We start from the raw sequence: 26,649 nt of genomic DNA, 5'->3' as shown, positions 1-26,649 counted from the left end.
GCCCGCCGGACCGCGGCGGTCGGCCTTCCGTGATCTTCGTGGTGAACGCACCCTCGGCCGGTCATCGTAGTCACCCGCGACAGGGGTGGCTTGTCGCTCACGTGCGTTCCGGTGCCCTGTGCTTTGTGCCGGCCCGACAAGAAAGATGCTCACCTCGCGCCTGAGTACCCGGGACGCCCGTTCCCGTCCCCTTGTGCTGGATCCCTTGTGCTGGATTTCTCACGTGGCGATGGAGCCTTCCTTCTCGTTCCAGCCGAGGGGCCGCAGGTCCGGCAGGCCCGTGCTCGTTTGCGGGGCGTCGTTCATGGCTGTCAGCATGGCGGCCTCTCGCCGATCGACTCGGTGACATGAGGAGTGCGTGATGAGTGACCGGTTCGGGGCGCGCGGCTCCGGCGGAGGGAACGCGTTCTCGCGGCGGCGCCTGCTCGGTGCGGCCGGCGGGGTGGGCCTGGTCGCCGCGGGCACGGCCGGATTCGTCGCGCTGAACGGGGACGATGACGGCTCGCGGGAAAGAGGAACCGCCCGTGTCACAGCCCCTCCTCCCGAGGGTGTGCTCGGGGCGAATTTCAACGGGGATCCGAGCGGTATGGATTTCTCCCAGCTGCGGGAGGTATCGGCGACCTGGCTGCGAGGATTCTTCGCCATGCCCGACGCGGGAAAGGGCCCGCCGGCGGACCGGCCCGTGATCCGGACGCTGCTGACGGCCTCCGGCAGGGGATACGGCACCGTGCTGTCGTTGAAGTTCCCCTTCACCCGCAGGCCGCTCCCGGCCGCCGGCAGTGCCGCGTTGACGGCCGAACTCGAACGCTTGGACAAGGTGCTGCCGATCGTCCTGGACCGGGTCGACATCCTGGCGATCGGCAACGAACCGTTCATCGAGACCCGCATGGAGGATCGCGACGCCCGGCTCAACGTCTTCTACGAGACCGTCGCGCGGCACGTCATCGCCTATCGCGCCGAGCACTTCGGGAACAGGTGCAGAACCCGGCTCTACATGGGAGCGCTGAACCGCCTCGACCTGCCCCGAGGACGGACGCCCGCCGTCGAGCGCTGGATGGGGTTCGTACGTGACACGCCCTCCATCGAGGGTGTGGACATCCATCCGCATCTGCCGTCCCCTGGGGCCGGTCAGCGCTATCTCGACTACGTCCTGCCCCGGATGCGTCCCGAGCAGAGATTCCTGGCCACCGAGTTCTCGCTGGTGCTGCTCTGGAAGAAGCACCTGAGCGATCTGGTCCCGGACGCCTTCGCCGAGCGGTACCCGGGGCACCGGGGCATGCCCGTGTGGATGGTGGTCAGGAACGCCATCGACCAGCCGTTCACCCAGCGGAAGTGGGACGACTTCCTTGCCGCGTGCCCGTGGTTCCAGGCCGGCAAGGACTTCCTGCGGGACCAGGTCGAGGGCTTCCGCCGGACCGGGAGGCTGGCGGTCGCGACCTACGGAGTGGCGCAGGACGCCGCGATGGTGCGCGATTTCGGCCCGGAATCGACCCCGTGGCTGTTCAACAGCCTGTTCTGCCCGTACACCGTGCTGCCCGGCACCGGCGGTCTGCCGGGGCGGAACCGCACGTGGACCGACGCGTTCCGGGCACTTCAGCGAACCTGACGGGCGGGCACGCGCTGGACAGGAGGGCTCCGCACCAGGTGGCCCGGCATGTTGGTCGCCCATTTCGCGAACCCGCGGCCCGACGCAGGCGTCTGCTAGGCATGGGGACAGTACGGGCGGTATGGGCGGTATGTACGGTCATGGTCGCGGGCTATGCGCTGGCCGGGTGTTCTCCGGCGAAGAAGGGAGCGGTCGGCGTCACCGTCGATGCGGCGGGCCGCGCGGTGGTGGTACTGGCCTGGTGCCCGGGGCATCCCCCGGACCATGTCGAGCTCACCACGGGGCCCTCCTCGAAAGTGCGGAATTTCCGGCTAGAGCCGCGCACGAAGTTGCGGGGGACCCACGCCGAGGTGCCCTTGCACGCGCCACCAGGCGATTGGCGCTGGATGGGCGCACCGTTCGGCGCGTTCACGCCGGGCGAGGTCTACAAGCTGCGAAGTGGGGACAGTGACAGCGCCTACACCTTCGGCGGCTCCTCGGTGACGGCGGCGAGCCTGTCCCGGCTCCGCTCTGGCGCGGTGCTGACCCACGCATCCGAATCGAAGACGGGCACGCAGCCTGATACGTATTACAGCCCAGCCGAATTCAGGAAGGCCGCCGAAGCGAGTTGCTGACCACGTGCCTGGTGCAACGCGACCCGGCCCAGCCCGTCCCGCCCGTCGATGACGTGGCCTGGCCGGACGTGCCGGGCGGCGCCACCTTCGGGTGAGGACGTGGGCCGGGCAGGGCGTCGCACCAGCGAGCGAGCGGATTCCCGCTGGTGCTGAGACGCCTCGGGTCAGGCCGGTGGAGCGAGAGGGCGGTGGTCGAGGGCTGCGAGAAGGCCGGCCATCACGGCGTTCTCCTGGTGCTGTTCGGCGGTCATGCGCGTCGCGAGGGCGCGTACCTGCGGGTTGGCCGCGGTACGGGCCGCCGCGCCGGTCATGATCAGGCCGCCCTGGTGATGGCGGATCATGAGCTGCAGGAACCGGACGTCCGCGTCCTTGCCCTTGACCTCGCCGAGGCCCTCCACCTCCCGCAGCGAGGCCATGCCCGGCATCGCGCCACCGGTCGCGCGGTGGCCGGCATGGCCGCGGTCGCCGGTGGCCATCCAGGTCATCGGCGGGCCGGACGGCACCTGGGGCGCGTTCCACAGGGCCAGCCAGCCCTGCATCTGGCCGATCTCCTTGATCTGGTTGAGCTCGATCGTGGCGGCCAGCTGGGACACCGACGGGCTCGTCCGGCCGCGGACGGCCTGGGCCATCGTGACGGCCTGCTGGTGATGCACGATCATGTCCTGGCTGAAGCCGATGTCGACCGCGCCGCCGGCCGAGGCGCGCGCCTCGGCCGGCGACGGCCCGTTATCGGGCAGCAGCATCACGCCCCCGGCACCGAGCACCATGAACGCGAAGGCCGAGAGCACCCGGCCGGCGTTGCGCCGCGCGTTCATCGCAACGGGTAGGCGTTGTTGGTGAACCGCAGGAGCAGCGCGCCGTTGTCGTCGCACGAGACCCAGAGCCGGTCGCCGTCGAAGCGCGGCGGTGACATGCACCAGTCGGCCGTCATGTCCGTCTCGCCGAAGTAGGGCGGCGTGTCGGGCGAGCCGCCGAGGATGTCGGAGAAGTAGGCCCCGAACGGCACGAACGCGTGCGCGGAGTTGCGCAGGTGGTCGCGCTTGCCGACCTGCGCGGGCGGGTTGAAGTAGGCGATCTCACGCGGGCTCTTCAGATCGCGGATGTCGAAGACCCGGATCCCCGACTGGGCCCAGCCGCAGGCCAGCGCGGTCGGATCGGTGGGACGGTCGAGGGTGCAGTAGTGCGAGTCGTACCCGAAGATCCCGTTCTTGGCGTTGTCGGCTCCGCGCAGCTTGACGTGCTCGGGCCGGTTGATCTCCAGCTTGAGCTGCCGGACGGTCGCGGGCTTGCGCTCGTCGGAGATGTCCAGGATCCGTACCCCGCCCGAGCCCAGCTCGTCCACGGCCACCAGGTACGGCCGGCCGCGATCGGTGAACGGGATGGCGTGCTGGGTGACCAGGCCGTCCGGCCACGAGACCTCCGACACGCGGCGCAGCTGCGGCTGCTGCTTGCGGCGCTGGACGTCACTGGCGTCGAACGTGATGATGCCCGTCGGCATATTGGCGACGTAGACCCGGTTGCCGTCGGGGCTGACGCCGACGCCATGGTTCGCGAGGCCGGTGATGCCGTTGTAGACCACGCGCGGGGACGCCGGATTCGTCATGTCCAGCGCGGCGATGGTGCCGCCGACCGTTCCGGTCGTCCAGTAGGTGCGGCCGTCCGGCGACCAGCTCGCCTCATGGCCGGGGAACAGGCCCGGCATGGTCAGCTTGGTCCCGCGGATCCCGTTCAGCAGCCGGGGATGGGCGCAGTCGGTCTTGATGTCGTACACCGAGACGAAGAACCCGCCGGTCAGGGCGCCGACCGACACCGCGGCCAGCAGCCCGCGGCCCTCGTGGACCTTGAGCGTCTCCCACGTCCCCGCGAGCGTCGCCGGACTCCGCAGCGAGTCGGTCAGCTTCGGGTTGCGCGGGTCGGACATGTCGATGACGTTGACGCCCGGCCGCTTGGCCGTCACGGCGCTCGGCAGGATCGTTCCGAGGTACTGGCACTTACCGTACGAGGCGCCGACCGTCCCCTGCCCCTGGCCCTGGTACCGGCTGATCAGCTCCATGTTGCACTCGTAGCCCCGCTGGCTGCGTCCGCTGGTGCGGTCGGACAGCGGGACCTGTCCCTGCAGCCCGGTCTCGGGTGCGGACCCGGGACCGCAGTCGGCCGGGGCCACCGTGGTGTCGACCGGAGCGCCCGCGGCGGCCCGCTCGATGCCACCGGCCGTGAGCGACAGGGTGACCGCGGCCAGCGCGAGTGCCCCGGCCACCCACCTTCGTGGACGGGCGGGGCTCGCGCCGCTGGCGGCTGGACGGGGCAGGGACCTCATGGCGACTCCTCGAGCGGTGGGGGTGTCCCGAGTCGGTACGATGGAACCGCTAGCGAAACGCTAGCGTTCTCTTAAGAGACCACCTCACTGTAAGGGTCTACTTGCAAACTGTTAAGTAGGTCCAGGTGAGTATTGGCGAGGAGGTTTTGTGGCGCCTGGTACAAACGCCGCGCGAACCCGCAGGAGCCGGATCTCACCCGACCGCGAAGCACAGCTGTTCGGACTAGTGCTCGAACAGTTGCGGGAGGTGGGCTACGAAACGTTCAGCGTGGAGGCGGTCGCCGCGCGGGCCCGGATGAGCAAGGCCACGATCTACCGGCAGTGGGGAGCGAAACCGGACCTGGTGATCGCGGCCGTGCGTTCGCTGGGCAAACTGCAGGCCCACATCGACACCGGCACCCTGATCGGTGATCTGAAGGCCTATGTCGACCGGTTCCCGGGCAGCACGGTCCTGGACCGCGAGATGAACCGCGCGATGGCGCAGGCCATCCACCGCGACCCCCGCCTGATGGCGGCCTTCCGCGAGCACTTCGTGAAGCCGGGGCTCCTCGCCCTCGAGGCCCTGCTCACCCGCAGCATCGCCCGCGGCGAACTGGCCACCGACTGCAAGGCCATCCCGTACGTCAAGAACATGCTGCTGGGCGCCCTCGGCGGCGAGGACTTCTTCGGCGACACCTTCGACACGGCCTTCCTGCACGGCTACGTGGACCACGTGATAGCCCCCGCCCTGGGACTACCACCATCGGTCTCACCGGTAAGAGCGTCATCGTGACGGGAGGCGGGACCGGGCAACGGCAGCGCCTTGGCCCCTATCCGCGCGAGAGCCGCAGCAACTCAGCGGCGACCCGCTGGACGGCCGACGTCTTGCCGCCATCGGAGTAATCGGCCGTCAGCACCAGCGTCCCCTCGCGGGCCACGATCTCCACGGCGCCCGCATCCTGCCGGATGAACGCCTCATCGCCCACATCCCGCAGCGGGACACCCTCAGGGTCCTGCCGGCGCGTCATGCCCCGCCTGGCCTCGTCCACGGACCGGGCCCTGACGATCTCCAGCCTCAGGGAGACCGGGCGCGTACCGGCCGTACGCCAGCCGCACGCCGTTCTGTTGCGGTCGAGGACCTGGTGGTCGATCCGGGAGGACGGCACCAGATCGTCCCGTACCGCATGCGGGAAGTCCCGGCACAGGTCCGGCAGCGGAGGGGGGACGGCGATCGCGGCCGGTGACGGCGCCGCCCTTGCCCCCCACCAACCGCAGGCCAGGACACTCAGGGTCGCGGCGGACAGCAGCACCGCGGCCAGCAGTATCAGGGTGTCCTTCCGCTCGAAGACCAGGGGCCGTCTCATCACCGGACCTGCCGCGCCACGGCCCCGGCCACCGAGACGGCCAGCGCCTCGGCATCGGCGGCGGAGACCGCCGCGGGACCCCAGATCGATACCCTCAGCCGATGGCCGCCCATTCTGCCGTTGACCTCCGCGTTGAAGACGCCCAACGATTCGATCGACACCCATGAATAGGCCGCGTCGCCCACCGAGGAGACCGGGCGCACCACGTGCTCAGCGGCGTCCCTGCGCAGGCCGTCCTCATGCGCTCGGACGGCGCCGACGATCCCGTCACCGATGAGTGTCACCTCGAGCCGTGGCCTTCCGCCGGCTTGACCGGCAGGCCCCACCGAGCACACGGGCCCGTCGCCGGAACGGACGGCGCCGCTGGGAAAGACCCGCTCCAGCGCCGAGGCGGGAAGGACCGAACAGGCGGAGATGGAGGCGGGCGAGACGAACGGCTTCCAGATGGCCCATGGCAGTGCGAAGACATTGACCACCACCAGAGCGATCGCGCCGATCACGACCCCCGAGCGGCCGTACCGCATCATCACCCTGCCGTTCTCAGTACGTGGCATTGCGTACGGCTCCGTGATCAGCGGTCCCTGCAAGACACCGAACTCTTTCGCAACTGCTGCACGCATCAGAAGAAGTCATCTTTGGGTTCCCGGGCAATGATGATCTCGATGGTGACACTGCACAAAAAATACTCCCAGAAGCTCTGAATCAGCGGTGCGCCTTCGAGGTCTCGTGGTTCCGGTCGGTGCCGTGCGGAGGTCATGCGCGGCACTGTGAAGAGGGTCACGGTGCGACGGGGGCCGGGAGCGGATAATTTCGTTAGTTAGCGAAATAACGAAGGGCGGTGCGGGTGCTCGTCGAGTGCAAGGCCCTGGCGAACGAGACGCGGCTGCGCATCCTGGAGTGGCTCAGGGATCCGGAGGCGAACTTCCCGGCCGGGCCGGTGGAGACCGCCGGACTCGGCGTGTGCGTCGGCCTGCTCCAGCAGAAGGCGGGCACCTCGGCCTCGACCATGTCGGCCCACCTGGCGATCCTGCAGCGCGCCGGTTTCCTCCGGGCGACCCGGCGCGGGCAGTGGACGTACTACCGGCGGGACGAAGAGCGCATCCGTGCCTTCACCGAACGACTCCACCGCGTCCTCTGACGCACGGAAGGTGACCCATGTCCCCAGTCCTGTCCCTCTTGGACCTCGCGCTGATCGCGCCCGGCCAGAGCGCGCGCGAGAGCCTGGCCGCCAGTGTCGCGCTCGCCCAGGCGGCCGAGCGCGGCGGCTACCGGCGGGTCTGGTACGCCGAGCACCACAACATGGCGTCCATCGCCTCGAGTGCGACCAGCGTCGTCATCGGCCATGTCGCGGCGCAGACCGACACCATCCGGCTCGGCTCGGGCGGGATCATGCTGCCGAACCATTCGCCGCTGGTGATCGCGGAGCAGTTCAGCACCCTGGAGACGCTGTTCCCGGGACGTATCGACCTCGGCCTCGGCCGCGCGCCGGGCACCGACCAGACGACGATGCTGGCCCTGCGCCGTGACCCGTCCTCGGCGGACTCGTTCCCGCAGGACGTGCTGGAGCTGCGGGCCTACCTGGAGGGCAAGTCCCTCCGGGGTGTGCGGGTCGTGCCGCACGCGGACGGCGTGGTGCCGCTTTACATTCTGGGTTCGTCGCTGTTCGGCGCCCAGCTCGCCGCGCAGCTCGGCTTGCCGTACGCCTTCGCGTCCCACTTCGCCCCTGACGCCCTGCACCGCGCGGTGGAGGTCTACCGCGACACGTTCAAGCCGTCGGACCAGCTGGCCGAGCCGTACGTCATCGCCGGCGTCAACGTGTTCGCGGCCGAGGACCACGATGACGCGGTCGAGCAGCAGGCCATCGCCCAGCGGTCGCGGACACGGATGATGCTGTCGCAGGGCAGGTCGTCGCCCGTCGACTTCACCGATGCCGAGATCGACGCGTTCCTCGTCTCGCCCAACGGCAGGAACCTCGCCGCCATGGCCCAGTACACCGCGGCCGGAACGCCGGCCGAGGTCCGCGCGTACCTGGAGGACTTCGCCGCGTCCGCGCAGGCCGACGAGCTGATCCTGGCGCACCACACGATGCGCCCCGACGACCGGGTGCGGTCGGTGGAGCTGACCGCGGGCGCGATGGCCGATGCGCTGCGCTGACCGAGATCGCCGGTAGGTTGCCGTACGGGGGCGTACGCCCCGAACGACCGCGGAGGGACTCGGCAGGTTAGTGAACCGGTGCGGAGCGGACTCGTACTGGCGGACCGATACCGGTTGGAGTCCCCGCTGGGACACGGTGGCATGGGCGAGGTCTGGCGCGCGGTCGATACGCGCCTGAGCCGGCCGGTGGCCGTCAAACTGCTCGCCGAGCCGGCGGACACCGATCTCCGCCTGGCCCAGCGGTTCCAGCGCGAGGCCGAGATCAGCGCCCGGCTCCGGCATCCCAACATCGTGGTGATCCACGATGCCGGCGAGGACGGGCGGCTGCTGTTCCTGGTGATGGAACTGCTGGACGGCGACGACCTGTCCGCCGTGATCCGGCGGCATCCGGGCGGCCTGCCGGTCGAACGGGCGCTGCGGATCGCGGCGCAGGCGGCGGACGCGCTGGGGGCGGCCCATGACCAGGGCGTCGTGCACCGCGATATCAAGCCCTCCAACGTCATGCTGCTCGCCGGCGACCACGTGATGGTGCTGGACTTCGGGATCGCGCGGCACGCCGGCCAGATCACCGACCTGACCGGCGGCGCGGTGATCGGGACCCCCGCCTACATGGCGCCCGAGCAGTTCGAGAGCGGCGGCGATCTGGACTTCCGGGCCGACCTGTACGCGCTGGGCGTGCTCCTCTTCGCGCTGCTGACCGGCCGGACGCCGTTCGAGGCCGACTCGTTCCCGGTGCTCGTCCGCGGCATCGTGTTCGAACCGGCGCCGAGGATCCGGTCGCTGCGCCCGGACCTTCCCGATCAGCTCGACCGGCTGGTGGACGCGATGCTGGCCAAGGACCCGGGCGCACGTCCGGCCGGTGCCCGTACGATCGCGGATCTGCTGCGCGCGGCCGCCACCGTCCAGCCTTCTTGGACGCCGCCGTCCCGGCCGGCGCCCGCACAGGTGGCGGCGTTCCCGCCGGCCGCGCCCGCGCCACCGCACCTGCCGTACGGGCCTGGCCGCACACGCGTCGAGAAGGTCGTCACCAGCGGGTACGGAGCCGAGGCCAACACCTACATCGTGGGCGACGACGATGAGGTCTTCGTGATCGACCCGGCGTACCGGGTGGACGCCATCGGCCAGGTCGTCGGGGTCCGGGACGCAGTGGCGGTCATCCTCACCGACGGTGAGGAGGTCCATGTGCAGAACGCCCGGAACGTCTCCGCCCACGCCTACGTCGCCCTGCCCCAGGCCGCCCTGCCGGGCTGGCGCGCCCACTTCGACCGGCACTCCGTCCACACGGCCGACCCGAGCCTGCGCAGGGCACTTCGGAAGGCGCGACCCGACACCCTCCTCAAACGCGGCGAGGAATTCGAGATCGGCGATGTGCGGCTCACGGTGCTCGACGTGCCCAGCCAGGTTCGAGGAAGCGTCTGGCTCTACAGCGAGGAACTGCACGTCCTGTTCACGGGCTTCACGCTCCAGACGCCCGATCCGAGGCATCGCCGGGAGCACGGTGCACTGCTCGCCCAACTGCCGCCGGTGACCCGCGTACTCCCGGGCTGGGGTCACGAGACCACGGTCGGTGCCCTGCTGGCCCTGCCCGGCTGAAGGTCCGCCGCCGTACCGGGCGCCCGGTACGCGGCCGGGTGTGGCCAGGGTGGCGCGTGGTGCCGGGACGGAAAGCACACTGATGATCGGTGTTGGGCTTCCGGACGACGGGTGGGCGATGATGAGCATGGATCCGCAGGTCGGTGGCCTGCCACCGGAGATCGACAGCAGCGTGCCGCATTCGGCGCGGATCTGGAACTACTGGCTGGGCGGCAAGGACAATTACGAGATCGACCGGCAGGTGGGCGCGCGGGTCGCCGAGATCTTCCCGTTCCAGCCCAAGGTGGCCCGCATCTCGCGGGGGTTCCAGGGGCGCGCCGTGCGGTTTCTGGCGGGGGAGGCGGGCGTCCGGCAGTTCCTGGACATCGGCAGCGGCCTGCCCACCGTCGACAACACGCACGTGGTGGCCCAGCGGGTCGCCCCGGAATGCCGGATCGTCTACATCGACAACGATCCGATGGTGCTGGCCCACGCGCGGGCGCTGCTGAGCAGCAGTCCCGAGGGCGAGTGCCATTACCTGGACGCCGACCTCAACGACCCCGGCGCCATCATCGACCGGGCCCGGAAGCTTCTGGACATCGAACGGCCCGTCGCGCTCATGCTGATGGGGATCACCGGGCACATCGCCTCGTACGAGCGGGCCCGCGAGATCGTGCGGACGCTGCTGGACGCGCTTCCGCCGGGCAGCTACCTGGTGCACGCGGACGGCGATGACAGCGACGAGCGGGCGGTGGAGGCGCTGCGCCAGTACGCGGCGACCGGTGCCGTGGCCCATCACCTGCGCGGCATCGAGCAGCTCAAGGGCTTCTTCGACGGACTGGAGCCGGTCGAGCCCGGGCTGGTGCCCCCGCACCGCTGGCGACCGGACGCCCCGGTCCAGGCCGAGAACGACGACGTCCCGAGCGTCGGTATCGCGGGAGTGGCGTACAAGCCCTAGCGGCGGCTCAGTCCGATTCGGGGCTTGGACGGTCCACGAGCGCGGCGAGGCGTTTGGGGGCGATGAGGCGGTAGCTGTCCTCGACGAGTTCGGCGATCTCGTCCCAGTCCTGGTCCACGTCCAGCCGTGCGCCCACCCAGCCCTTGCCGCCCACGTACGCCGGGACGAAGAAGCGTTCCGGGGCGTCCGCGACCAAGGCCTCCTGCACCCCTGGCCCGGCCTTGACCATCATCGTCAGGCCGTCCTCGCTGGTCATCGCGAACAGCTTGTCGCGGATCCGGAACGAGGGGGCCGTGTGCCCGCCGAACGGTTTCTCGACCGCCTCCGGCAGCGACAGGCAGATCTCCCGCAGTCGTGCGATCGCATCACTCACGCCGTTCGCTCCTTCTGTTCCTGCCGGCGTACCGACCATTCTTCAGTGCCTTCCTATCGCGCCGACGCGGTGCTCGGCGCCCGTTATGTACGGCCTCGTCTGTTACATTGGTTGCATGCAGTACCACTACTTCCTCTGAGAGTGACGGCCTCGGCCGCCGATCATGCCCCGGTGCAGCCCCTTCGACGGGCCCGGGGAGGCGGCCGATCACCTGTGCTGTCATCTCTCGATTCTTTGCGGATTCCCCGTCGCCACGTGTCCTGCCCGTGCCGGCGCGGTGAGTCCTGCCGTGGAGGAAGTATGTCCACCGTCACTGTGGAACGGGCTCGTTCGCGCGCCCATCTCAACGCCACCGATGTGCATCTCGCCCGTGGTGGCAAGCCGGTCCTGACCGGTGTCGATCTGACCGTCTCTCCCGGATACCGGCTCGGGCTCGTGGGGGAGAACGGACGAGGCAAGAGCACGCTGCTGCAGGTGCTCGCCGGGACCCTCGTCCCCGATTCCGGCACGGTGCACAGGGTCGGCACCCTGGGCGTCGCGGACCAGGAGATGCCCGCCGGCGGCGGCCGCACGGTGGGTGATCTGATCGACGTCGAGCTCGCCCAGGTACGCGCGGTGCTGGGCGGGTTCGAGTCGGCGACGCTCGCGCTCGCCGAGGGCCGTCCCGATGCCGAGCGGGAGTACGCCGCCGCGCTGGCGGCCGTGGAGTCCATCGACGCCTGGGACGCCGACCGGCGGGTCGAGATCTCGCTCGCCGCCCTGGGCGCGGTCGATGACCGTACCCGGCCCTTGGACGCCCTGTCGGTGGGGGAGCGCTACCGGATCCGGTTGGCCTGCCTGCTGGGCGCCGGACACGATCTGCTGCTCCTGGACGAGCCCACCAACCACCTCGACGCCTCCGGCCTGGACCACCTGACCGTCCGGCTCCGGGAGCATCCGGGCGGGGTGGTCCTGGTCAGCCATGACCGGGTCCTGCTGGCCGACGTCGTCACCGCGGTCCTCGACCTCGACCCCACCCGGGACGGGCGGCCGCGGGTCTACGGCGGCGGGTACGCCGGCTACCAGGACGGGTATCGCGCCGAGCGGGAACGCTGGGAGAACGAGTATCGCGATCAGCAGGCCGAGCGCCGGCGGCTGGCGCAGGACCTCACGTCCGCGCAGAACCGGCTGTCCACCGGATGGCGGCCTGAGAAGGGGACCGGCAAGCACACGCGCGCGACCCGGGCGCCCGCGCTCGTACGGGCGGTCCATCGGCGCCAGGAGCAGCTCGAAGCGCATGTCATGGACGTGCCCGAGCCGCCGCTGCGCTTCCAGCCGCCCAAGCTCGACACCACGCCGGCGGGCCCGCTGCTGCGGGCCGAGGAGCTGTCGGTACGGGGCAGGTTCTCCTTGCCGGAGCCGGTGCTCTTGCGCGCGGGCGATCGTCTGGTGGTGACCGGCGTCAACGGCTCGGGCAAGTCGAGCCTGCTATCGGCCCTGGCGGGCGCGCTCGTGCCCGACGCGGGGACCGTACAGCGCAAGCGAGGCCTGCGGGTCCGGCTGCTCTCGCAGGAGTCGGCGCCGCCATCGCACCGGCGCGCCCACGAGGTGTACGACGCGGCCGTGAACCGGCTCGTCGCCTCGGGCGAGCTGCCGGAGGCCGAACGGCTCGGTCTCGCGCACCTCGGCCTGCTGCCCTCGGCCGCCGCGCGCCGGCCGGTGAGCGAGCTGTCGATCGGCCAGCGGCGCCGGCTGGACCTGGCCGTCCTGCTGGCGGCGCGGCCGCACGTCCTGCTGCTGGACGAGCCGACCAACCACCTGTCGATGACGCTGGTGGGGGAGCTGACCGAGGCGCTCGGCACGACGGGTGCCGCGGTCGTCCTGGCCACGCACGACCGGCAACTGCTGCGCGACACCGCGGCCTGGCCCGTGCTCCGGCTCTGAACGACCGCCGATCCGCCGGTGCCGCCGGTCGGGTGACGGTGGCTGCTCGTAAGCTCCTCCTATGTCGCAGCGCCGTTTCGATCAAGCCGTCCAGCTCATGCGGAAGACCGACCCGCATGTACGGGAGGACGCGTTCGACTTCCTGCGCGAGCACGCCGACGCGTACGTCGACGAGCTGATCGCGGCGTTCGCGGCGGAGCGGGACGATCACGGCCTGCGCCGCCGGCTGCTGGAGCTCATCGCCGAGGCCATGTCGCCGAAGGCGCTGGGCGTGTTCGGCGAGCAGCTCCAGGCCACGGACGAGTCGCTGCGGTTCTGGGCCGTCCGCGGCCTGGAGATGCTCGACAGCCGCGAGGCCGAGCAGGTGCTCGACCGGGCGCGCGCCGGCGGCTGGATCACCTGACGGCGGCGCCGGGCCCTCCCGTACGGCGAGTTTCCCGGACGTTCACCGAACTTCACTCCCCCGGCTTCCGTCGTACGTGGCAAAAGGACAAGAATGTTCTTTTGGCATGGCCGGACGGCCGGACTCCGGCCCACCTTCCCCGAGGATGCGAATACATGGTTGCCCCCCTGCTGGAGAGAGATCCTCGACAGCTCGGCGGCTACTGGCTGGCGGCGCGACTGGGCGCCGGCGGTCAGGGAGTCGTCTATGAAGGCTATGACGCGCAGGGCGATCGAGTCGCGGTCAAGGCACTGCACGCCGACGCGGTCAGCGAGAAGGTCCGCAGCGGATTGCGCAAGGAGGTCGCGACGCTCCAGCGCGTCGCCTCGTTCTGTACGGCCCGGATCATCCAGGCCGACCTGGACCACTTTCCCCCGTACATCGTCAGCGAGTACGTACCCGGCCCCGACCTGCAGGGCTGGGTCGACCACAACGGCGGGTACGGCTCCGGCGAGCTCTACCGGCTCGCGATCGGCATCGCGACCGCGCTGTCGTCGATCCACCGCGCGGGCGTGATCCACCGCGACCTGAAACCGGCGAACGTGCTGCTCGGCCCGGACGGCCCGCGCGTGATCGACTTCGGTATCGCCAAGACCGACGAGATGTCGCGCAGCGCCACCGGGCAGCTGAAGGGCACCCCGCGCTGGATGGCGCCCGAGCTGTTCCGCGGCGAACGGGCCACGCCCGCCGTCGACGTGTGGGCCTGGGGCGCGGTCGTGCTGTTCGCCGCGAACGGCAGGCCCCCGTTCGACGGCGAGACCCTGCCGGTGCTGATGCACCAGATCACCACCACCAGGCCGGACACCGGCATGCTGAGCGAGCCGCTCCGCGGTTTCGTCGAGGCCGCGCTCAGCCAGGACCCGGCCGAACGGCCGTCCCCAGAGGACATCCTCGTCGGCCTGATCGGCGGCGAGACCGGCAACCCGCTCGAAGCGGGCAAGCAGGCCGCCGCCGAGAGCGTCCAGCCGTCGATGACGCTGCCGCCGTCGCTGCCGGACCTCGCCGAGCAGGTCTACGGCAAGCTCGATCCGCACACGCAGCAGGCCGTCCCGCGCATCCTGCTCCGGATGGTCGTCGCCCGTCCCAACGCCGACGACGTCCTCTGTACGGTCCCGTTGGGCGACTTCGCGGACGGCGAGACCGACCACAACACCGTGCAACGCGTGCTGCAGGCCTTCGGCGATGTCGGCCTGCTCCGCAACGTCGAAGGACAGGCCGTCGGGATCGGCACTCCCGCCCTGCTGCGCGCGTGGCCCCGCATGCGCGACTGGGTGGAGGCCGAACGCCACGGACTGAACGGCCACCACGCTTTGGCCGACTCCGCGCGCCGCTGGAACGCCAACGGCCGCAAGCCCGCCGACCTGCTCCAGGGATCGAGCCTGGACGAGGCCCTGAGCTGGGCGTCCACCGGCCGCCGCCAGCTCACGCTCAACCTCGCCGAACGCGCGTTCCTGGAGGCGTCGGCCGAGCAGACCCGCAGCCGGGCCCGGACCAGGACCATCGTGACCGCCGCGCTCGCCGCCCTGCTCCTGGTCGCCACGCTCGCCGGCACCGCGGCGGGCGTCCAGAGCTTCAACCTCAGCAGCGCCAACGCGCGCGTCTCCGAGCAGCGCGACTCGGCCGTGGGCAAGCAGCTCGCCACACAGGCCGTCCAGATGCGGCGTACCAACCCCACCCTCGCGCGCCGCCTCGCCGTCGCCGCCGGGTCCCTCGCCCCGGACACCACGGAGACGCACGACGCGCTGCTCTCCCTGTCCTCGCAGTGGGAGCAGGACATCTGGAGGCCGGCGGGCCTGGACGGCTCGTGGAACCACTTCGAGCCGCCGGCCGCCGGCCCGAACGTCTTCTGGAAGCGCGACCAGCGGAAGGTCGTCTTCGCCGACCCCGGCGCCCGGAAGGTCCTGCGCACGATCAGCATCCCGGGCGCGCCGATCATGGGCATGGACCTGACCCTCGACGGCGGCCGGCTCTTCGTCCTCCAGCGGGACGGCACCATGACGTTCTGGGACGTGGCGAAGGGGACCGCCAGCCCGCTGCCGTACAAGCACGCGGTGGGCTCCGGGCTCTGGCTCAGTCCCACCGGAAACAAGCTGATCAAGACGCTCGACGGCCAGATCACGGTGCTGGAGACCGCCACCGGGCGGGAGCTGTTCCGCGCCAAGGGGAAGTCCGGCGTGTGGGGCCCGGCCCTTCCCCAGGACGAGCGGTACATGGTCATGGCGCTGGAGACCGGCAAGAAGACCGTGCGGCTGGCCTGGTGGGACCTGACCACCGGTAAGGAGGTCAGCGGCATGCACAACCGCCCCAACCAGTACCCGTTCGCCGACGCCCGGCAGCTCCGTGACACGACCTTCAGCCCGGACGGCCGCTTCCTCGCGACCCGCGCCGAGAACACGATCGTCGTCATCAACGCGCAGACCCGGGAGATCCGGACGACGCTGTCGGTCCCCAAGGGCGTCGATGGGCAGGGCCTGGACTTCAGCCGGGACGGCAACTACATCGCCACGGACATGACGATGTGGAGCACCGAGCCCGGCACCAACGAGGGTCCGCATCTGCAGTACACGCCCGACGCCATGTGCAACGGCACCCGGTTCGACCGCGAAGGGACGAGCCTGCGCTGCGTCGACCACGAGAACCGGATCCGGTCGATCGACGTGTCCGGCTTCACCCAGCGGCTCCGGTTCTCCCCGTTCGGCGTCCACTCGACGATCAGCCAGGACGGGACCACCCTGGCCGTCCGCGTCCCCACGACCACGGGCACCGACCCCAGCGCCGTGCAGATCTGGGACACCGCGACCCGCGCCCGCCGTGCCGAGCTCGCCATCGGCCATCCCGTCGAGCCCGAGATGGCGCTCTCGCCCGACGGCCGGCTGCTCGCCCTGCCCGGCAAGGACGGAACGGTCGAGATCTGGGACGTGCGGGCCCGCACCAAGCGCGCCACGTTCAACGCCGGTCCGCCGGTGCTGGGCGGCAGGCCGCTGCCCTCGTTCTCGCCCGACGGCAAGGCGGTGGCCGTCGTGGCGTCCACCAAGCCGACCGTACTGGCGTTCTGGGACACCTCCACCGGGCGCCGGCTCGGCGAGGCACGGTCCCCGAAACCCGCCGTGACACCCATGGAATCGACCACGAGGCTCGCCTGGAGCAAGGACGGCCGCCGGGTCACCGCGGGGCACGATCTCGGGGTGGTCGCGTTCCCGTCCGGCAAGACGATCATCCCGCCGGGCGACCTGGTGGTGGGCCGGTCCGTACAGGCGCTCGGCCCGCAGGCCACCCTGGCCACCGTCGAGGGCGGAGGCGACCAGACCTCCCTCATCTTCTGGGACGCCGGGACCCTCAAGCAGAAGGGCAACGCGATCCGGCTGCCGAAGAGCAAGACCCCGATCACGGCGATCTCACCGGACGGGCGGCTGGCCGCCACCGCCGACGTCAAGGGCAGGATCGATATCTGGGACGTGCGGACCCAGCGCCACCTCGGGCTCGCGCTGACCGGCCACACGACGAGCTACGACACGGTGATCCAGTCGCTGGCGTTCAGTCCTGACGGCACCCGCGTCCACAGCGTGGGCCAGGACGACGCGAGCCTCGTCACCCACATCGTCGGCCCCCGCCTCCTGAAGGAGACGCTCTGCAAGAAGACCGGGTCGCTGACCCGGCAGGAGTGGAACGAGTACGTGCGCAAGGGCAACGGGATCGAGTACCGGAAGACCTGCTGACCTGAGGGCACCGGATTTCGGCCGTGGCCCCCCCCCCCCCCGCGCCCCGGGCGGGGGTGGCACGGCTTCCGCGCATTCCCGAACAGGCCCACGCCGGGGCCGAAGTAGGACCCGGGGAGGCATCGACAAGCGCTCAAGTTAGAGAAACGCTCTTAGCGGGCGGCGGCGCACGTCGAGCGAAAGGGACTCATCGGGATGCGACGAGGGTGTGCGGTGCTGGCCGGTCTGACACTGCTGGTGGCGGCCTGCGGTGGCGATGCGGACGAAGGGACGCCCACGATCAGGATGGGCTGGGGCATCCCCGCCGAGGAGATCAAGTACGTCATGCAGGCGAATCCCGGGACCGCTCCCAACCTGGGTACCTGCTACAAGATCGAGTGGCGCCAGTTCGCCGGTACCGCGCCCGGCGTGCAGGGGCTGGCCGCCGGGACGCTCGACGGCGCCACGGTCGGCGGGCTGTCGGCGGCGAACGGTCTCGACAAAGGCGCGGACATCGTCCTCACCGGCGAGTTCATCGAGGAGCGCCGGTCCCACTTCTCCACCGCCTACATGGTGCCGAAGGCCATCAGAACGCCCGGCGAGCTGGCCGGCAAGACGCTGTCGACGGTCGCCGTCAGCGCCTCCACCGACTACGTCCAGGACTACTACCTCAAGGCGAAGGCAGGGCTGGAGCCGAACAAGGACTACAAGAAGGTCGAGGTCCCGTTCGGCCAGGCGGTGGAGGGCATGGAGGCCGGGCGGTTCGTGTTCGGCCCGTTCCCGCAGCCGTTCTACTCGCAGATCACCGCGACCGGGCGGTACCGCCCGATGTTCCGGATCGTCGATGTGATCGACCCGTTCGTCCAGCTGCTGCAGGGCTTCCGCGGTGAGTACGTCAAGGACAACCCGCGCGCCGTGAAGTGCTTCATGGACGACTTCGCCGCCGTCGCCAAGTACGTCAACGACCCCGCCAACCGCGACGCCGTCATCGCGGCGAGCAGCAAGGCCACCAAGATGCCGCCGGACCTGCTCAAGAAGTACCTGCTCACCAAGGACGACTTCTACCGCCCGCCGGGCGCGGCCATCAACGTCGCGGCCGTGCAGCGGCAGTGGGACTTCTTCCACGAGCAGGGCGCGTTCGGAAAGAGCCTCAAGGTGAAGGACCACCTGGTCGACGTCTCGATCACCGACGGGTCCGGTGGCTGAGCGCGGCGGGCGCCCGGCCATGGCCGCCGCATCCCAGGAGCCGGGCACGGCCGCCGAGGAGGCCGGTACGCCGAAGGTACGGGTGGAGGGCGTCGGCAAGGTGTTCGCGCGGCGTGGCCGCGAGCCGGTCGAGGCACTGGAGTCGATCGACCTGACCGTACGTCCCGGCGAGTTCGTCTCCATCGTCGGGCCGTCCGGGTGCGGCAAGTCGACCCTCCTCTACATCGTCGGGGGCTTCGTCGGCGCGTCCCGCGGAACGGTCCGCTACGACGGCGAACCGGTGCGCGGCCCCGGCCCCGAGCGCGGCATCGTCTTCCAGGAGTTCGCCCTGTTCCCCTGGAAGACGGTGCTGGGCAACGTCGCGTACGGCTTGGCCCGCCAGGGGATGGGACGGGCGGAACGGCTCGAACGGGCCCGCCACCACCTGGCGATGGTGAACCTGGAGGGCATGGACAGGCTCTATCCCAAGGAGCTGTCCGGCGGGATGAAGCAGCGCGTCGCCATCGCCCGTACCCTCGCCACCGATCCGGACCTGCTGCTGATGGACGAGCCGTTCGGCGCGCTGGACGCGCAGACCCGCACGGTGCTGCAGGACGAGCTGCTGAAGATCTGGGAGCGCACCCGCAAGACCGTCCTGTTCGTGACGCACTCGGTGGAGGAGGCCGTCTACCTGTCGGACCGGATCTACGTGTTCTCGCACCGGCCGGCGCGGATCAAGGCCGTCCTCGACGTCGGGCTGGACCGGCCCCGCGACCGGGAGCGGATGCTCGCCGACCCCGCCTACCCGGTGCTGCATCGCAAGATCTGGGACCTGCTCCGCGATGACGGAGAGGGCGATGGCGGCTGAGACGGTCAAGGACGAGCCCGAGGCCGGGACGGGCGGCCTTCCATCCACCTTGCTGCTACCTCCGGCGGGCGTGGCGCTCCTGCTGCTGGCCTGGGAGATCGCGCCCCGGATCGGGCTGGTCCGCGCCACCAGCGTCCCGCCGTTCAGCGAGGTGCTGGTCGAGATCGGCGCGGTGCTGACCGACCCGTCCTTCGGCTCCGAGGTCGCTGGCTCGGCGTACCGGTGGGGCCTCGGCTTCGCCCTCGCCGTGCTGATCGGGGTACCGCTCGGCATCGTGATGGCGCGGTCGAGGATCGTCCGGCACGCCGTGGAACCGGTGCTGACCATGAGCTACCCGGTACCGAAGGTGGCGCTGACCCTGATCCTGGTGCTGCTGTTCGGGGCCGGCACCGCGTCCCGCGTGATCATCGTGGTGCTGGCCTGCCTGATCCCGATCGTCATCGCGAGCTTCCACGGCGCGGCCGCGGTCGAGCCCTGGCTCGTCTGGTCGGCGCGCGGGCTCGGCTCCGGGCGGATCGGGGCGCTGGCGCGGGTGGTGCTGCCCGCCGCGCTGCCCCAGGTGCTGTCCGGCGTGCGGATGGCGATCGGCGTGTCGATCTTCGCGCTGATGGCCGCCGAGCTGATGATCCGCCAGTCCGGGATCGGGGCCTACCTGTTCACCTTCTACGACCACGGCGACACGCTGCGGGTCTGGGCGACGGCCGCGGTCATCGCGGTGATCGGGTTCCTGCTGGACGCGGCGTACGTCCAGGCGGTACGGCGCGGGCTGCGGTGGATCGAGGGGGAGATCTGATGGCGGCGCGGGCCCCGGTTCCCCCGGTGGACGTGCGGCCGCGCCGCGGGCTCGCCGGCGCCGCCACGAAGGCGGTCGTGTACGCCTACCCGGTGGTCCTGGTGCTGGCCGGGTGGCAGGTGGTCGCGAACTCCGGGCTGTTCACCGCGTTCACGCTGCCGCCTCCCGAGCGCGTCTGGGACCGGGCCCGGATCATGTGGGGGACCGGCGCGCTGCTCGACGCGAGCATGATCACGCTCGGCCGGATCCTCGCCTCGTTCGGCCTGGCCCTGGTCGCCGGTGTGACGCTGGGCCTGCTGATGGGACGGGTACGCGCGGTGCGCCTGATGTTCCGTCCCGTCGTCTCGTTCCTCTTCCCCACTCCCAAGGTGGCGATCTATCCGGCGCTGGTGATCCTGTTCGGGCTCGGGACGGCGTCCAAGGTGGCGATGGGGTTCGCGGAGGCGGTGTTCCCGATCCTGCTGGCCACCGTCGCCGCCGCCTCGCGCGTCGAGCCGGCGCTGGTGTGGTCGGCGGCCGGGCTGGGCACGTCCCGGCTCGGGATCATGATGCGGGTGGTGCTGCCCGCGGCGCTGCCGGGCATCCTGACCGGCGCCCGGATCGGCCTGGTCGGGGCGATCAGCGGGGTGTTCGTCGCGGAGCTGATCGTGGCCGCCGACGGGCTCGGCCACGCGATGGCGATCGGCTACCGCACGCTCGCCACGGCCGACATGTACGTGGCGGTGGTGCTGATCTGCGCCATCGGGTTCGTCCTCGACCGCCTGTTCCTGCTGGTACGCGGCCGGTTGCTCGCCTGGAGCGCGGAAGGGGCCGCGGCCGACTGACGACGTTCGACTCGCTCGATCCCATTCGGCTACCGGTAAGGCGGTAAAACGACATGACGACCCCACGGCAGAAGAAGACCCGCCCTGTCCTCGACCACCGCGCCCTGTGAGCGCCGCCATGAGAGCCATCGTCGTAGGGGCGGGAATCGGCGGGCTGGTCACGGCCCTGAGGCTGCACCGCGAAGGCATCGACTGCGAGATCCATGAGCAGGGCGAGCGGATCCGCGAGCTGGGCGTCGGGGTCAACGTGCTGCCGAACGCGGTCAAGGAGCTGGCCGGGCTGGGGCTGCTCGACCGGCTGGAGGAGATGGGCGTCCAGACCCACGAGCTGATCTACACCCACCGGCTGGGCCACGAGATCATGCGCAGGCGGTGCGGCCGGAACGCCGGCTTCGGCTACCCGCAGATCAGCCTCCATCGCGGCCGCCTCCAGGGGCTGCTGCTCCGGGCGGTGTACGAACGGCTCGGCCCGGAGGCGGTGCGGACCGGGCACCGGCTGGTCGGATTCGAGCAGGACGCGAAGGGCGTACGCGCGGAGTTCGCCGATCGCCGAGGCGAGACCATGGCCCGCGCGCAGGGCGACGTGCTGGTGGGCGCGGACGGGATCCACTCGACCGTACGATCCCTCCTGTTCCCTGGAGAGGGCCCGCCCTTGTGGAACGGCGTGATGATGTGGCGCGGGGCCACCGACTGGCCGGAGTTCGGTACCGGCCGATCGATGATCATCGCCGGCGGTACCCGCGCCAAGCTGGTGATCTATCCGATCGCGGCGGGCGGCCGGCCGGGAACGAAGCTGACCAACTGGGCGATCTGCGAGCAGACCGGCCGGCCGGGCGATCCTCCGCCGCAGCGCCAGGACTGGTCCCGGCACGCCGACCCGGCCGGGCTCGACCGGCACACCGGCCGTTTCCGTACGGCACTCCTCGACCACGCCGGACTCGTCCGGGCCACCGGGGACTGCTTCGAGTTCCCGATGTGCGACCGGGACCCGCTGCCCTACTGGACGCGGGGACGGGTGACCCTGCTCGGGGACGCCGCCCACCCGATGTACCCGATGGGATCGAACGGCGCCGGCCAGGCCATCCTGGACGCCACCAGCCTCAGCGGCCACCTGGCGGGGCATGCCGATCCCGCCGGCGCGCTGGAGGCGTACCAGCACGACCGCCTGCCGAGCACCAGCGAGGTGGTGCTCCGCAACCGCGAGGGCGGACCGGAGAACGCGATCGACGAGGTCGAGCGCCGCGCTCCCGACGGGTTCGCCCGCATCGAGGACGTGATCGACACCGCCACGCTCGAGGCCATCGTGAACGGCTACGCCCGCGTCGCGGGATCGTCCCGCGAGCAGGTGAACCGTGACGCCGGGGACCGCACAGGGTAGGACGGTCGCATGAGCGCCCACCTTGAGTACCCCGTCGTGCCCGCCCCCCGCTTCGACGTGCCCGCCGATGAGGCGGTCGGCCGCGCCCGGACGTTCGCGGACACGATGGCGCTGCGCCGTACCGTCCGCGACTTCGCCACGCGCCCGGTGCCGCCCGAGGTCATCGACCACGCCGTCCGCGCGGCGGCGACGGCGCCGAGCGGCGCCAACCTCCAGCCGTGGCGGTTCGTGGTCGTCACCGCCCCCGAACGCAAGCGGCGGCTCCGCGAGGCCGCCGAGGCCGAGGAGCGCGAGTTCTACGAGCGGCGCGCCGCACCGGAATGGCTGGAGGCGCTGGCACCGCTGGGCACCGACTGGCGCAAGCCGTTCCTGGAGGACGCTCCGGCCGTCATCGTCGTGTTCGAGGTGCACAAGGGCCCGCACACGCCCCGCCCGTACTACGTCAAGGAGTCGGTGGGCATCGCCGTCGGTTTCCTGCTGGCGGCATTGCACCAGGCGGGCCTGGCCACGCTCACGCATACGCCCAGCCCCATGAAGTTCCTGAACGAGGTATGCGAGCGCCCCCAGGAGGAACGCGCCTACGTGGTGATCCCGGTCGGCTATCCGTCCGAGGAGGCCATGGTCCCCGACATCACCCGCAAACCGGCCGAGGACGTCGTCATCCGCCTCTGACGACGACGTCCCCCGCAAGCGGCGCGGTCAGGAGGATGCGGCGGCGGCCGTGGTCTCGGAGGCGAGCAGCTCTTGCAGCTCCGCGACGGCCTCCCGCAGCCGGTCGGCGAACGCGTGCATCGCGCCGGCGACCGGCTGCGGCGTGCTCAGGTAGACGTTGAACCGGTCCGGCAGCAGCACGTACGCGACGCCGATGCAGTGCCCGCTGGTCGAGCCGAAGCCGAAGTACCGGATGCTGGTGGACGGCGCGGAGCTGGTGCTCAGGTGGTCGTCGCGCATCACCAGCCAGCCCGGCGTCGAGTACAGCGCCGGCTCCTCGGTCACGCCGAGTTCCGCGCCGCGCCGCTTCTGGATGAGCTGCAGCTCCCACAGGTGCTGCTCGGGTGCCCGCGCGGCCTGGCAGTCCTTTGCCCGCCGCACGTGCGCCTCAGCGGCGGCCCTGAACGCGGCTTGGCGGGTCTCCGGACCGGCGGCGGGGTCGTCCATGGCGCCGACGAAGCGCAGCACCTCGGGCGTCACCACGCGCATCGCCTCGGTACGGCCGTGCCGGAAGTGGCGGGTCGCGATCGACTCGTACGTGGCGCCGGTGAAGCCCTTCGCCCGCTTGTGCGCGAGTTGGTAGGCCATCTGCACGAACGCGTCCGGGGAGACCCCGAGGCTCTTGGCCCGGTCGCCGCCGAAGTCGTCGAACGACACCGTGGTCGTCGCGGTGGCCGCCCCGTAAGCGGCGAACGCCTCTCCGGCGCCGCGCACGGTCTCCCGGAGCCGGTCGTCCAGGACGAACTCGATCGGCTCGGTGGTCGGTTCGCCCTGCGAGGTGGCACCGGAACGGGCCGACTGCACCTCGGCGGGCTCGCCGAGCAGCGCGTCCACGAAGCCGAGGATCGTGGTGCCGTCGAGCTCGCAGTGCTCCACGTTGATGCCCGCCGTACCGTCCGCGAAGACGATCAGCGAGACCGCCTTGTCGAACCACCGGTTGCCGCTGTCGCCGTGCAGCAGGTGGTCGCAGGCGTCCTGGGTGCCACGGGGGACGAAGTCCTCCAGGCAGACGCAGAACAGCGCGGTCTCCACCTCGTCGAGCGAGGCGGCGTTGCCCGGATGGTGGTCGGCGAGTTCCCGGCGGGTCCGCGCCCACTCCGCTCTGGCCATGGTGGTGAGGTGCCCGACGGGAGCGTCCGGGCGGGCCTCGGTCTTCATGATCGTGCGGAGGCCGGCGGCGAGTTCGTCCAGCGTGTGCGGGCGCCCACCCGAGCCCAGCACGTCCATCCGGAACATCGTCCCGCGGAAGAACACCACGATGTGCCGGGCCTGGGACGGGCCGGGCCAGTCGTCGGAGTACGGGGCGCGGACGGTGTCCAGCACCTCGCCGGGGATCCGGGTGGTGGAGAACAGGAACCGGTTCTGCACCATCGACAGCGGGCGGCCGCGCTGCAGGGCGGGCGGGACGCGCTCGCCGTCCAGCAGCAGCTTGTGGTCGAGCGCGCCCGCGATCAGGCCGGCGGCCCGTTCCGCCTGCGCCGTCCCGGAGCCGCCGGGCGCTGTCCGGGTGCCGGGCGCGTCGTTGAAGAGGAAGAAGAAGTTGGCGTTCAGCGCGATCCGGTCGCGCCGTCCCAGGTAGCGGTACGGCCAGAACGTGTCGAGCCAGCTGTGCACACCCTCCTCCGCGTCATACCGCTCCAGCGCGGCGTGCAGGACGGGGCCGGGACCGCCCGGACGCTGGAACTCCTCCAGCGCGGCCCGGGTCTCGGCGAGCTGCGTGCCGTCCAGCAGCGGCGCGCACCAATCGAGCAGCCGGGCGCAGCTGTCCTCCAGCGCGGGAAGGGGCACGCGAGGCAGGCCGTCCTCGTTGCCGAAGGTACGGGTGGACGGCTCATGGCTAATGTTCAATGCGTCGATTCCTTGGTGAGGATGGCTGGTCGGCTGCCACGTCCATCATTACGCGGCGGGGCGGGATATATGGAGGCGAGCGGAAAGCCAGCCTTCGCTTTCCGGGCCGCCGGCGTCCACGCCGACGGCGGCCAGCGTGTCGAGTACCTGCGACTGCTCCCCGGCGGTCGCGAACCTGCGCTGCCTGAACGTCTCCTCGGCGTGGACGGTCTCGTACCCGGCCGCGTCCAGGACCTTTTCGACGGGATCGAAGGGGAACATGCGCAGGACGAAATGCGCCATCCACGGCTTGCGGCCCTCCGGGGCGGCGGCGACGATCCGGCCGAGGGTCCTTTCGGTGACGTAGCCGATGCAGCCGGTGGAGATCACCAGGTCGGCGGAAGCGAGCGTTTCGCGCTGCCGCTCGGTCGGCTCGTTCTCCTCCAGATCGGCGTGGACGGCGCCATCGACGAATCCGGCTTCGGCCGCGTACGTGAGTGCCGGTCGGGAGGAGTCGAGGCCCAAGAAACGGACACTTCCGGGACCGTCCAGGGCGGCACCTCGCAGAAGGACCATCTCCCGGTCGCGTTCGAGCAGTTCGGCCATGCCGAGCTTGTCGGCGCCGGGACCGTCGTAACGCTCGTACAGCTCGTCCATGGTCGCGTCGCATCTCAGCAGGGCCGCGTTGATCCCGTACGAGCAGCCGATGTCGAGCACGGTCGGGTTCCGCACTCCGGTGGCGTCCCGGTATTCCTGGATCAGGGTGCGGAAATACGGCTTGGCGAGTTGCGGGATGAAGTAGTCGAGTTCGCGGAGGGTACGGAAATAGGCGCGGGGATCGGGCCGGGTGTAGATGTCGTCCAGGGAGATCTTGCCGGTGTCGGCGCGCACGGTCGCGTTCCTCTCGGGGCGTTGCGGGGGGAAGGGCGAGGTGGTCGGCCGTGTCAGTCGAGGAGGGCGTCGACCCGTACGGCGCGTCCTTCGGCCGCGCGGTGCTCGGGCCGGACCCGGCCGAACAACTGCCTGGTCCGCGTCACGTTGCCGATCACGCCGGGACGCTCGCTGTAGGCGAAGATCGCCGTGTGCCTGGGGGTACCGCCCCGGACCGGGCTGACCCGGTGCAGCGAGTAGCGGCCCTTGAAGAGCTGAAGGTCGCCCGGGCGCAGTTCCAGCCGCCGCACCAGCCGGTCGCCCCGGCCGTCCAGAACGGCGCGCACGTCGTCGAAGTTCTCCGCGCCCGCCGTTCTGATGTTCGGGCAGTATTCGAAGATCCCGCCCTGCTCCGCCGGCTGGGTGAGCATGCTGACGGTGAACTCATTGGTGTCGAAATGCCATGGATGCTCCATTCCCGGCTTGACGACGTTCAGGCAGAGCCCCGACAAGGGATCGGCGAGTTCGTGCACGCGTTCCAGGCCGAAGCAGTCGGCGACGAAGCGCTGGAACGGCACGCTGGAATAGAGCCGCTGGATGATGTGCCCGGCGGGAATGAGGTCGCGCGCCACGAACGCGTTGCCCCGTTCGATCGGAATGCGCCCGGGATGGTCGGCCGGCAGCGACGCGTCCACCGCGATGTTGTAGGCGTTGACGGTCTCGACCTCGAAATGCGCCAGCGGCGCGATGGCGGCGCATTCGTTCCGCAGTGCGTCCGCGAGTGCCGGGCGGACGAAATCCGGCAGCACGCTGCATCCGGTTTCCCGCAGTTCCCGGCGGGTGCGCCCCACGACCGCGCGCCAGGCGGCGCCGCCCGGTTCCGCCAGGGGATAGCGGCCGGTATTGATCACCTGTTCGACGTCCCGAGCCTCGGACATGCCCATGAAGACCCTCTCCACTCGCGGGCGTCCCGGCACAGGAGCCGCCCGCCGTCAAGACCCTCGATCCGCGAACAGGCCACGCTGCCTGCGTCCTGCGATCCCCTCCGATGATCGGCGGGACCCAGGACGGATTTCTAGCACAGTTATTACCAGCCGGTAATGGCCGCAATTCCCGGCCCCGGACTATCGGAGGCCCCCGCGCCGGACGGTGACCTGTGCATTCGGATTCGGTCCGGCCACCGCCGCGCGGAGCAT

General features: G+C 70.7%; 25 protein-coding genes. 16 read left to right on the top strand and 9 right to left on the bottom strand.

Features of this window, described 5'->3' with window-relative positions; all coding sequences use genetic code 11:
* Positions 1-361: 361 nt before the first annotated feature.
* Positions 362-1,606 (top strand): hypothetical protein, encoded by a 1,245-nt coding sequence (locus ACH34Q_RS12065; RefSeq protein WP_395982929.1) that lies wholly within the window; start codon positions 362-364, stop codon positions 1,604-1,606.
* A gap of 140 nt (positions 1,607-1,746) precedes the next feature.
* Positions 1,747-2,220 (top strand): hypothetical protein, encoded by a 474-nt coding sequence (locus ACH34Q_RS12060; RefSeq protein ID WP_395982928.1) that lies wholly within the window; start codon positions 1,747-1,749, stop codon positions 2,218-2,220.
* A gap of 164 nt (positions 2,221-2,384) precedes the next feature.
* Here ACH34Q_RS12060 and ACH34Q_RS12055 read toward each other — a convergent pair whose 3' ends face one another.
* Entirely contained in the window at positions 2,385-3,035 is a 651-nt protein-coding gene (locus ACH34Q_RS12055; RefSeq protein ID WP_395982927.1) for a DUF305 domain-containing protein, read from the bottom strand.
* Positions 3,032-4,537 carry an LVIVD repeat-containing protein gene (locus tag ACH34Q_RS12050; RefSeq protein WP_395982926.1) on the bottom strand — a complete coding sequence of 502 codons (1,506 nt, stop codon included), beginning with the start codon at positions 4,535-4,537 and terminating at the stop codon, positions 3,032-3,034. The genes ACH34Q_RS12055 and ACH34Q_RS12050 overlap by 4 nt, the downstream gene beginning before the upstream one ends.
* A gap of 148 nt (positions 4,538-4,685) precedes the next feature.
* On the opposite strand from ACH34Q_RS12050, the gene ACH34Q_RS12045 reads away from it, so the two are divergent.
* A complete protein-coding gene (locus tag ACH34Q_RS12045; protein ID WP_395982925.1) occupies positions 4,686-5,309 on the top strand; it encodes a TetR/AcrR family transcriptional regulator in 624 nt (207 codons plus the stop codon).
* A 37-nt stretch (positions 5,310-5,346) separates the two neighbouring features.
* Here the strand turns inward: ACH34Q_RS12045 and ACH34Q_RS12040 are convergent, their stop codons facing one another.
* The 3 genes from ACH34Q_RS12040 to ACH34Q_RS12030 form a co-directional block, all read right to left on the bottom strand.
* Positions 5,347-5,880 carry a hypothetical protein gene (locus ACH34Q_RS12040; protein WP_395982924.1) on the bottom strand — a complete coding sequence of 178 codons (534 nt, stop codon included), beginning with the start codon at positions 5,878-5,880 and terminating at the stop codon, positions 5,347-5,349.
* Positions 5,880-6,380: a hypothetical protein gene (locus ACH34Q_RS12035; protein WP_395982923.1), complete on the bottom strand. Its 501-nt coding sequence runs from the start codon at positions 6,378-6,380 to the stop codon at positions 5,880-5,882. The genes ACH34Q_RS12040 and ACH34Q_RS12035 overlap by 1 nt, the downstream gene beginning before the upstream one ends.
* Before the next feature lie 119 nt (positions 6,381-6,499).
* The gene (locus ACH34Q_RS12030) at positions 6,500-6,637 is read right to left on the bottom strand and encodes a hypothetical protein (RefSeq protein WP_395982922.1); all 138 of its coding nucleotides are present in this window, start codon (positions 6,635-6,637) and stop codon (positions 6,500-6,502) included.
* An 81-nt stretch (positions 6,638-6,718) separates the two neighbouring features.
* Here ACH34Q_RS12030 and ACH34Q_RS12025 point away from each other — a divergent pair, with 81 nt between their 5' ends.
* The 4 genes from ACH34Q_RS12025 (at position 6,719) to ACH34Q_RS12010 (ending at position 10,564) form a co-directional block, all read left to right on the top strand.
* Positions 6,719-7,018, top strand: coding sequence for an ArsR/SmtB family transcription factor (locus ACH34Q_RS12025; protein WP_395982921.1), 300 nt, complete (start codon positions 6,719-6,721; stop codon positions 7,016-7,018).
* 17 nt (positions 7,019-7,035) lie between these two features.
* A complete protein-coding gene (locus ACH34Q_RS12020) occupies positions 7,036-8,034 on the top strand; it encodes an LLM class flavin-dependent oxidoreductase (RefSeq protein WP_395982920.1) in 999 nt (332 codons plus the stop codon).
* A gap of 78 nt (positions 8,035-8,112) precedes the next feature.
* A complete protein-coding gene (locus ACH34Q_RS12015; RefSeq protein WP_395982919.1) occupies positions 8,113-9,627 on the top strand; it encodes a protein kinase in 1,515 nt (504 codons plus the stop codon).
* Between the two features lie 82 nt (positions 9,628-9,709).
* The gene (locus ACH34Q_RS12010; protein WP_395982917.1) at positions 9,710-10,564 is read left to right on the top strand and encodes an SAM-dependent methyltransferase; all 855 of its coding nucleotides are present in this window, start codon (positions 9,710-9,712) and stop codon (positions 10,562-10,564) included.
* 7 nt (positions 10,565-10,571) lie between these two features.
* Here the strand turns inward: ACH34Q_RS12010 and ACH34Q_RS12005 are convergent, their stop codons facing one another.
* The gene (locus tag ACH34Q_RS12005) at positions 10,572-10,937 is read right to left on the bottom strand and encodes an MmcQ/YjbR family DNA-binding protein (RefSeq protein WP_395982916.1); all 366 of its coding nucleotides are present in this window, start codon (positions 10,935-10,937) and stop codon (positions 10,572-10,574) included.
* Positions 10,938-11,237: 300 nt separating this feature from the next.
* Here ACH34Q_RS12005 and ACH34Q_RS12000 point away from each other — a divergent pair, with 300 nt between their 5' ends.
* The 9 genes from ACH34Q_RS12000 to ACH34Q_RS11960 all read left to right on the top strand — a co-directional run bounded on the left by ACH34Q_RS12000 (position 11,238) and on the right by ACH34Q_RS11960 (position 22,717).
* Complete coding sequence (locus ACH34Q_RS12000; RefSeq protein ID WP_395982915.1) at positions 11,238-12,860, top strand: ABC-F family ATP-binding cassette domain-containing protein; 1,623 nt, start codon at positions 11,238-11,240, stop codon at positions 12,858-12,860.
* A 61-nt stretch (positions 12,861-12,921) separates the two neighbouring features.
* Positions 12,922-13,263, top strand: coding sequence for a hypothetical protein (locus tag ACH34Q_RS11995; RefSeq protein WP_395982914.1), 342 nt, complete (start codon positions 12,922-12,924; stop codon positions 13,261-13,263).
* A 155-nt stretch (positions 13,264-13,418) separates the two neighbouring features.
* Positions 13,419-17,018, top strand: a complete 3,600-nt coding sequence (locus ACH34Q_RS11990) for a WD40 repeat domain-containing serine/threonine protein kinase (RefSeq protein WP_395982913.1) — start codon at positions 13,419-13,421, stop codon at positions 17,016-17,018.
* 213 nt (positions 17,019-17,231) lie between these two features.
* A complete protein-coding gene (locus ACH34Q_RS11985) occupies positions 17,232-18,203 on the top strand; it encodes an ABC transporter substrate-binding protein (protein WP_395982912.1) in 972 nt (323 codons plus the stop codon).
* 19 nt (positions 18,204-18,222) lie between these two features.
* Positions 18,223-19,050 (top strand): ABC transporter ATP-binding protein, encoded by an 828-nt coding sequence (locus tag ACH34Q_RS11980; RefSeq protein WP_395982911.1) that lies wholly within the window; start codon positions 18,223-18,225, stop codon positions 19,048-19,050.
* Positions 19,040-19,843: an ABC transporter permease gene (locus tag ACH34Q_RS11975; RefSeq protein WP_395982910.1), complete on the top strand. Its 804-nt coding sequence runs from the start codon at positions 19,040-19,042 to the stop codon at positions 19,841-19,843. Before ACH34Q_RS11980 ends, ACH34Q_RS11975 begins: the two co-directional genes overlap by 11 nt.
* A complete protein-coding gene (locus ACH34Q_RS11970; RefSeq protein WP_395982909.1) occupies positions 19,843-20,667 on the top strand; it encodes an ABC transporter permease in 825 nt (274 codons plus the stop codon). The genes ACH34Q_RS11975 and ACH34Q_RS11970 overlap by 1 nt, the downstream gene beginning before the upstream one ends.
* A 118-nt stretch (positions 20,668-20,785) precedes the next feature.
* Positions 20,786-22,045, top strand: coding sequence for a flavin-dependent oxidoreductase (locus ACH34Q_RS11965; protein ID WP_395982908.1), 1,260 nt, complete (start codon positions 20,786-20,788; stop codon positions 22,043-22,045).
* 9 nt (positions 22,046-22,054) lie between these two features.
* Positions 22,055-22,717: a nitroreductase family protein gene (locus ACH34Q_RS11960; protein ID WP_395982907.1), complete on the top strand. Its 663-nt coding sequence runs from the start codon at positions 22,055-22,057 to the stop codon at positions 22,715-22,717.
* A gap of 27 nt (positions 22,718-22,744) precedes the next feature.
* On the opposite strand, the gene ACH34Q_RS11955 is transcribed toward ACH34Q_RS11960, so the two are convergent.
* Genes ACH34Q_RS11955 through ACH34Q_RS11945 form a run of 3 tightly spaced genes read right to left on the bottom strand, consistent with a single transcriptional unit; the run spans position 22,745 to position 26,397 of the window.
* Complete coding sequence (locus ACH34Q_RS11955; RefSeq protein ID WP_395982906.1) at positions 22,745-24,604, bottom strand: choline/carnitine O-acyltransferase; 1,860 nt, start codon at positions 24,602-24,604, stop codon at positions 22,745-22,747.
* A gap of 48 nt (positions 24,605-24,652) precedes the next feature.
* Positions 24,653-25,474 carry a class I SAM-dependent methyltransferase gene (locus ACH34Q_RS11950; RefSeq protein ID WP_395982905.1) on the bottom strand — a complete coding sequence of 274 codons (822 nt, stop codon included), beginning with the start codon at positions 25,472-25,474 and terminating at the stop codon, positions 24,653-24,655.
* A 53-nt stretch (positions 25,475-25,527) separates the two neighbouring features.
* Positions 25,528-26,397: an arpA protein gene (locus tag ACH34Q_RS11945; RefSeq protein ID WP_395982904.1), complete on the bottom strand. Its 870-nt coding sequence runs from the start codon at positions 26,395-26,397 to the stop codon at positions 25,528-25,530.
* Positions 26,398-26,649: the final 252 nt, after the last annotated feature.

The organism is Actinomadura sp. 9N407 (genome assembly GCF_044326315.1).
GTDB lineage: Bacteria > Actinomycetota > Actinomycetes > Streptosporangiales > Streptosporangiaceae > Spirillospora.
The sequence above is the reverse complement of the archived record's forward strand: the minus strand, read 5'-3'. Positions and strand labels throughout refer to the sequence as shown.

Excerpts from the sequence above, each read along its gene's own strand:
- ACH34Q_RS12065 (WP_395982929.1), top strand. The coding sequence starts at position 362 with ATGAGTGACCGGTTCGGGGCGCGCGGCTCCGGCGGAGGGAACGCGTTC.
- ACH34Q_RS12060 (WP_395982928.1), top strand. The coding sequence starts at position 1,747 with ATGGTCGCGGGCTATGCGCTGGCCGGGTGTTCTCCGGCGAAGAAGGGA.
- ACH34Q_RS12055 (WP_395982927.1), bottom strand. The coding sequence starts at position 3,035 with ATGAACGCGCGGCGCAACGCCGGCCGGGTGCTCTCGGCCTTCGCGTTC.
- ACH34Q_RS12050 (WP_395982926.1), bottom strand. The coding sequence starts at position 4,537 with ATGAGGTCCCTGCCCCGTCCAGCCGCCAGCGGCGCGAGCCCCGCCCGT.
- ACH34Q_RS12040 (WP_395982924.1), bottom strand. The coding sequence starts at position 5,880 with ATGAGACGGCCCCTGGTCTTCGAGCGGAAGGACACCCTGATACTGCTG.
- ACH34Q_RS12030 (WP_395982922.1), bottom strand. The coding sequence starts at position 6,637 with ATGACCTCCGCACGGCACCGACCGGAACCACGAGACCTCGAAGGCGCA.
- ACH34Q_RS12020 (WP_395982920.1), top strand. The coding sequence starts at position 7,036 with ATGTCCCCAGTCCTGTCCCTCTTGGACCTCGCGCTGATCGCGCCCGGC.
- ACH34Q_RS12010 (WP_395982917.1), top strand. The coding sequence starts at position 9,710 with ATGATCGGTGTTGGGCTTCCGGACGACGGGTGGGCGATGATGAGCATG.
- ACH34Q_RS12000 (WP_395982915.1), top strand. The coding sequence starts at position 11,238 with ATGTCCACCGTCACTGTGGAACGGGCTCGTTCGCGCGCCCATCTCAAC.
- ACH34Q_RS11995 (WP_395982914.1), top strand. The coding sequence starts at position 12,922 with ATGTCGCAGCGCCGTTTCGATCAAGCCGTCCAGCTCATGCGGAAGACC.
- ACH34Q_RS11990 (WP_395982913.1), top strand. The coding sequence starts at position 13,419 with ATGGTTGCCCCCCTGCTGGAGAGAGATCCTCGACAGCTCGGCGGCTAC.
- ACH34Q_RS11980 (WP_395982911.1), top strand. The coding sequence starts at position 18,223 with ATGGCCGCCGCATCCCAGGAGCCGGGCACGGCCGCCGAGGAGGCCGGT.
- ACH34Q_RS11975 (WP_395982910.1), top strand. The coding sequence starts at position 19,040 with ATGGCGGCTGAGACGGTCAAGGACGAGCCCGAGGCCGGGACGGGCGGC.
- ACH34Q_RS11970 (WP_395982909.1), top strand. The coding sequence starts at position 19,843 with ATGGCGGCGCGGGCCCCGGTTCCCCCGGTGGACGTGCGGCCGCGCCGC.
- ACH34Q_RS11965 (WP_395982908.1), top strand. The coding sequence starts at position 20,786 with ATGAGAGCCATCGTCGTAGGGGCGGGAATCGGCGGGCTGGTCACGGCC.
- ACH34Q_RS11960 (WP_395982907.1), top strand. The coding sequence starts at position 22,055 with ATGAGCGCCCACCTTGAGTACCCCGTCGTGCCCGCCCCCCGCTTCGAC.
- ACH34Q_RS11945 (WP_395982904.1), bottom strand. The coding sequence starts at position 26,397 with ATGGGCATGTCCGAGGCTCGGGACGTCGAACAGGTGATCAATACCGGC.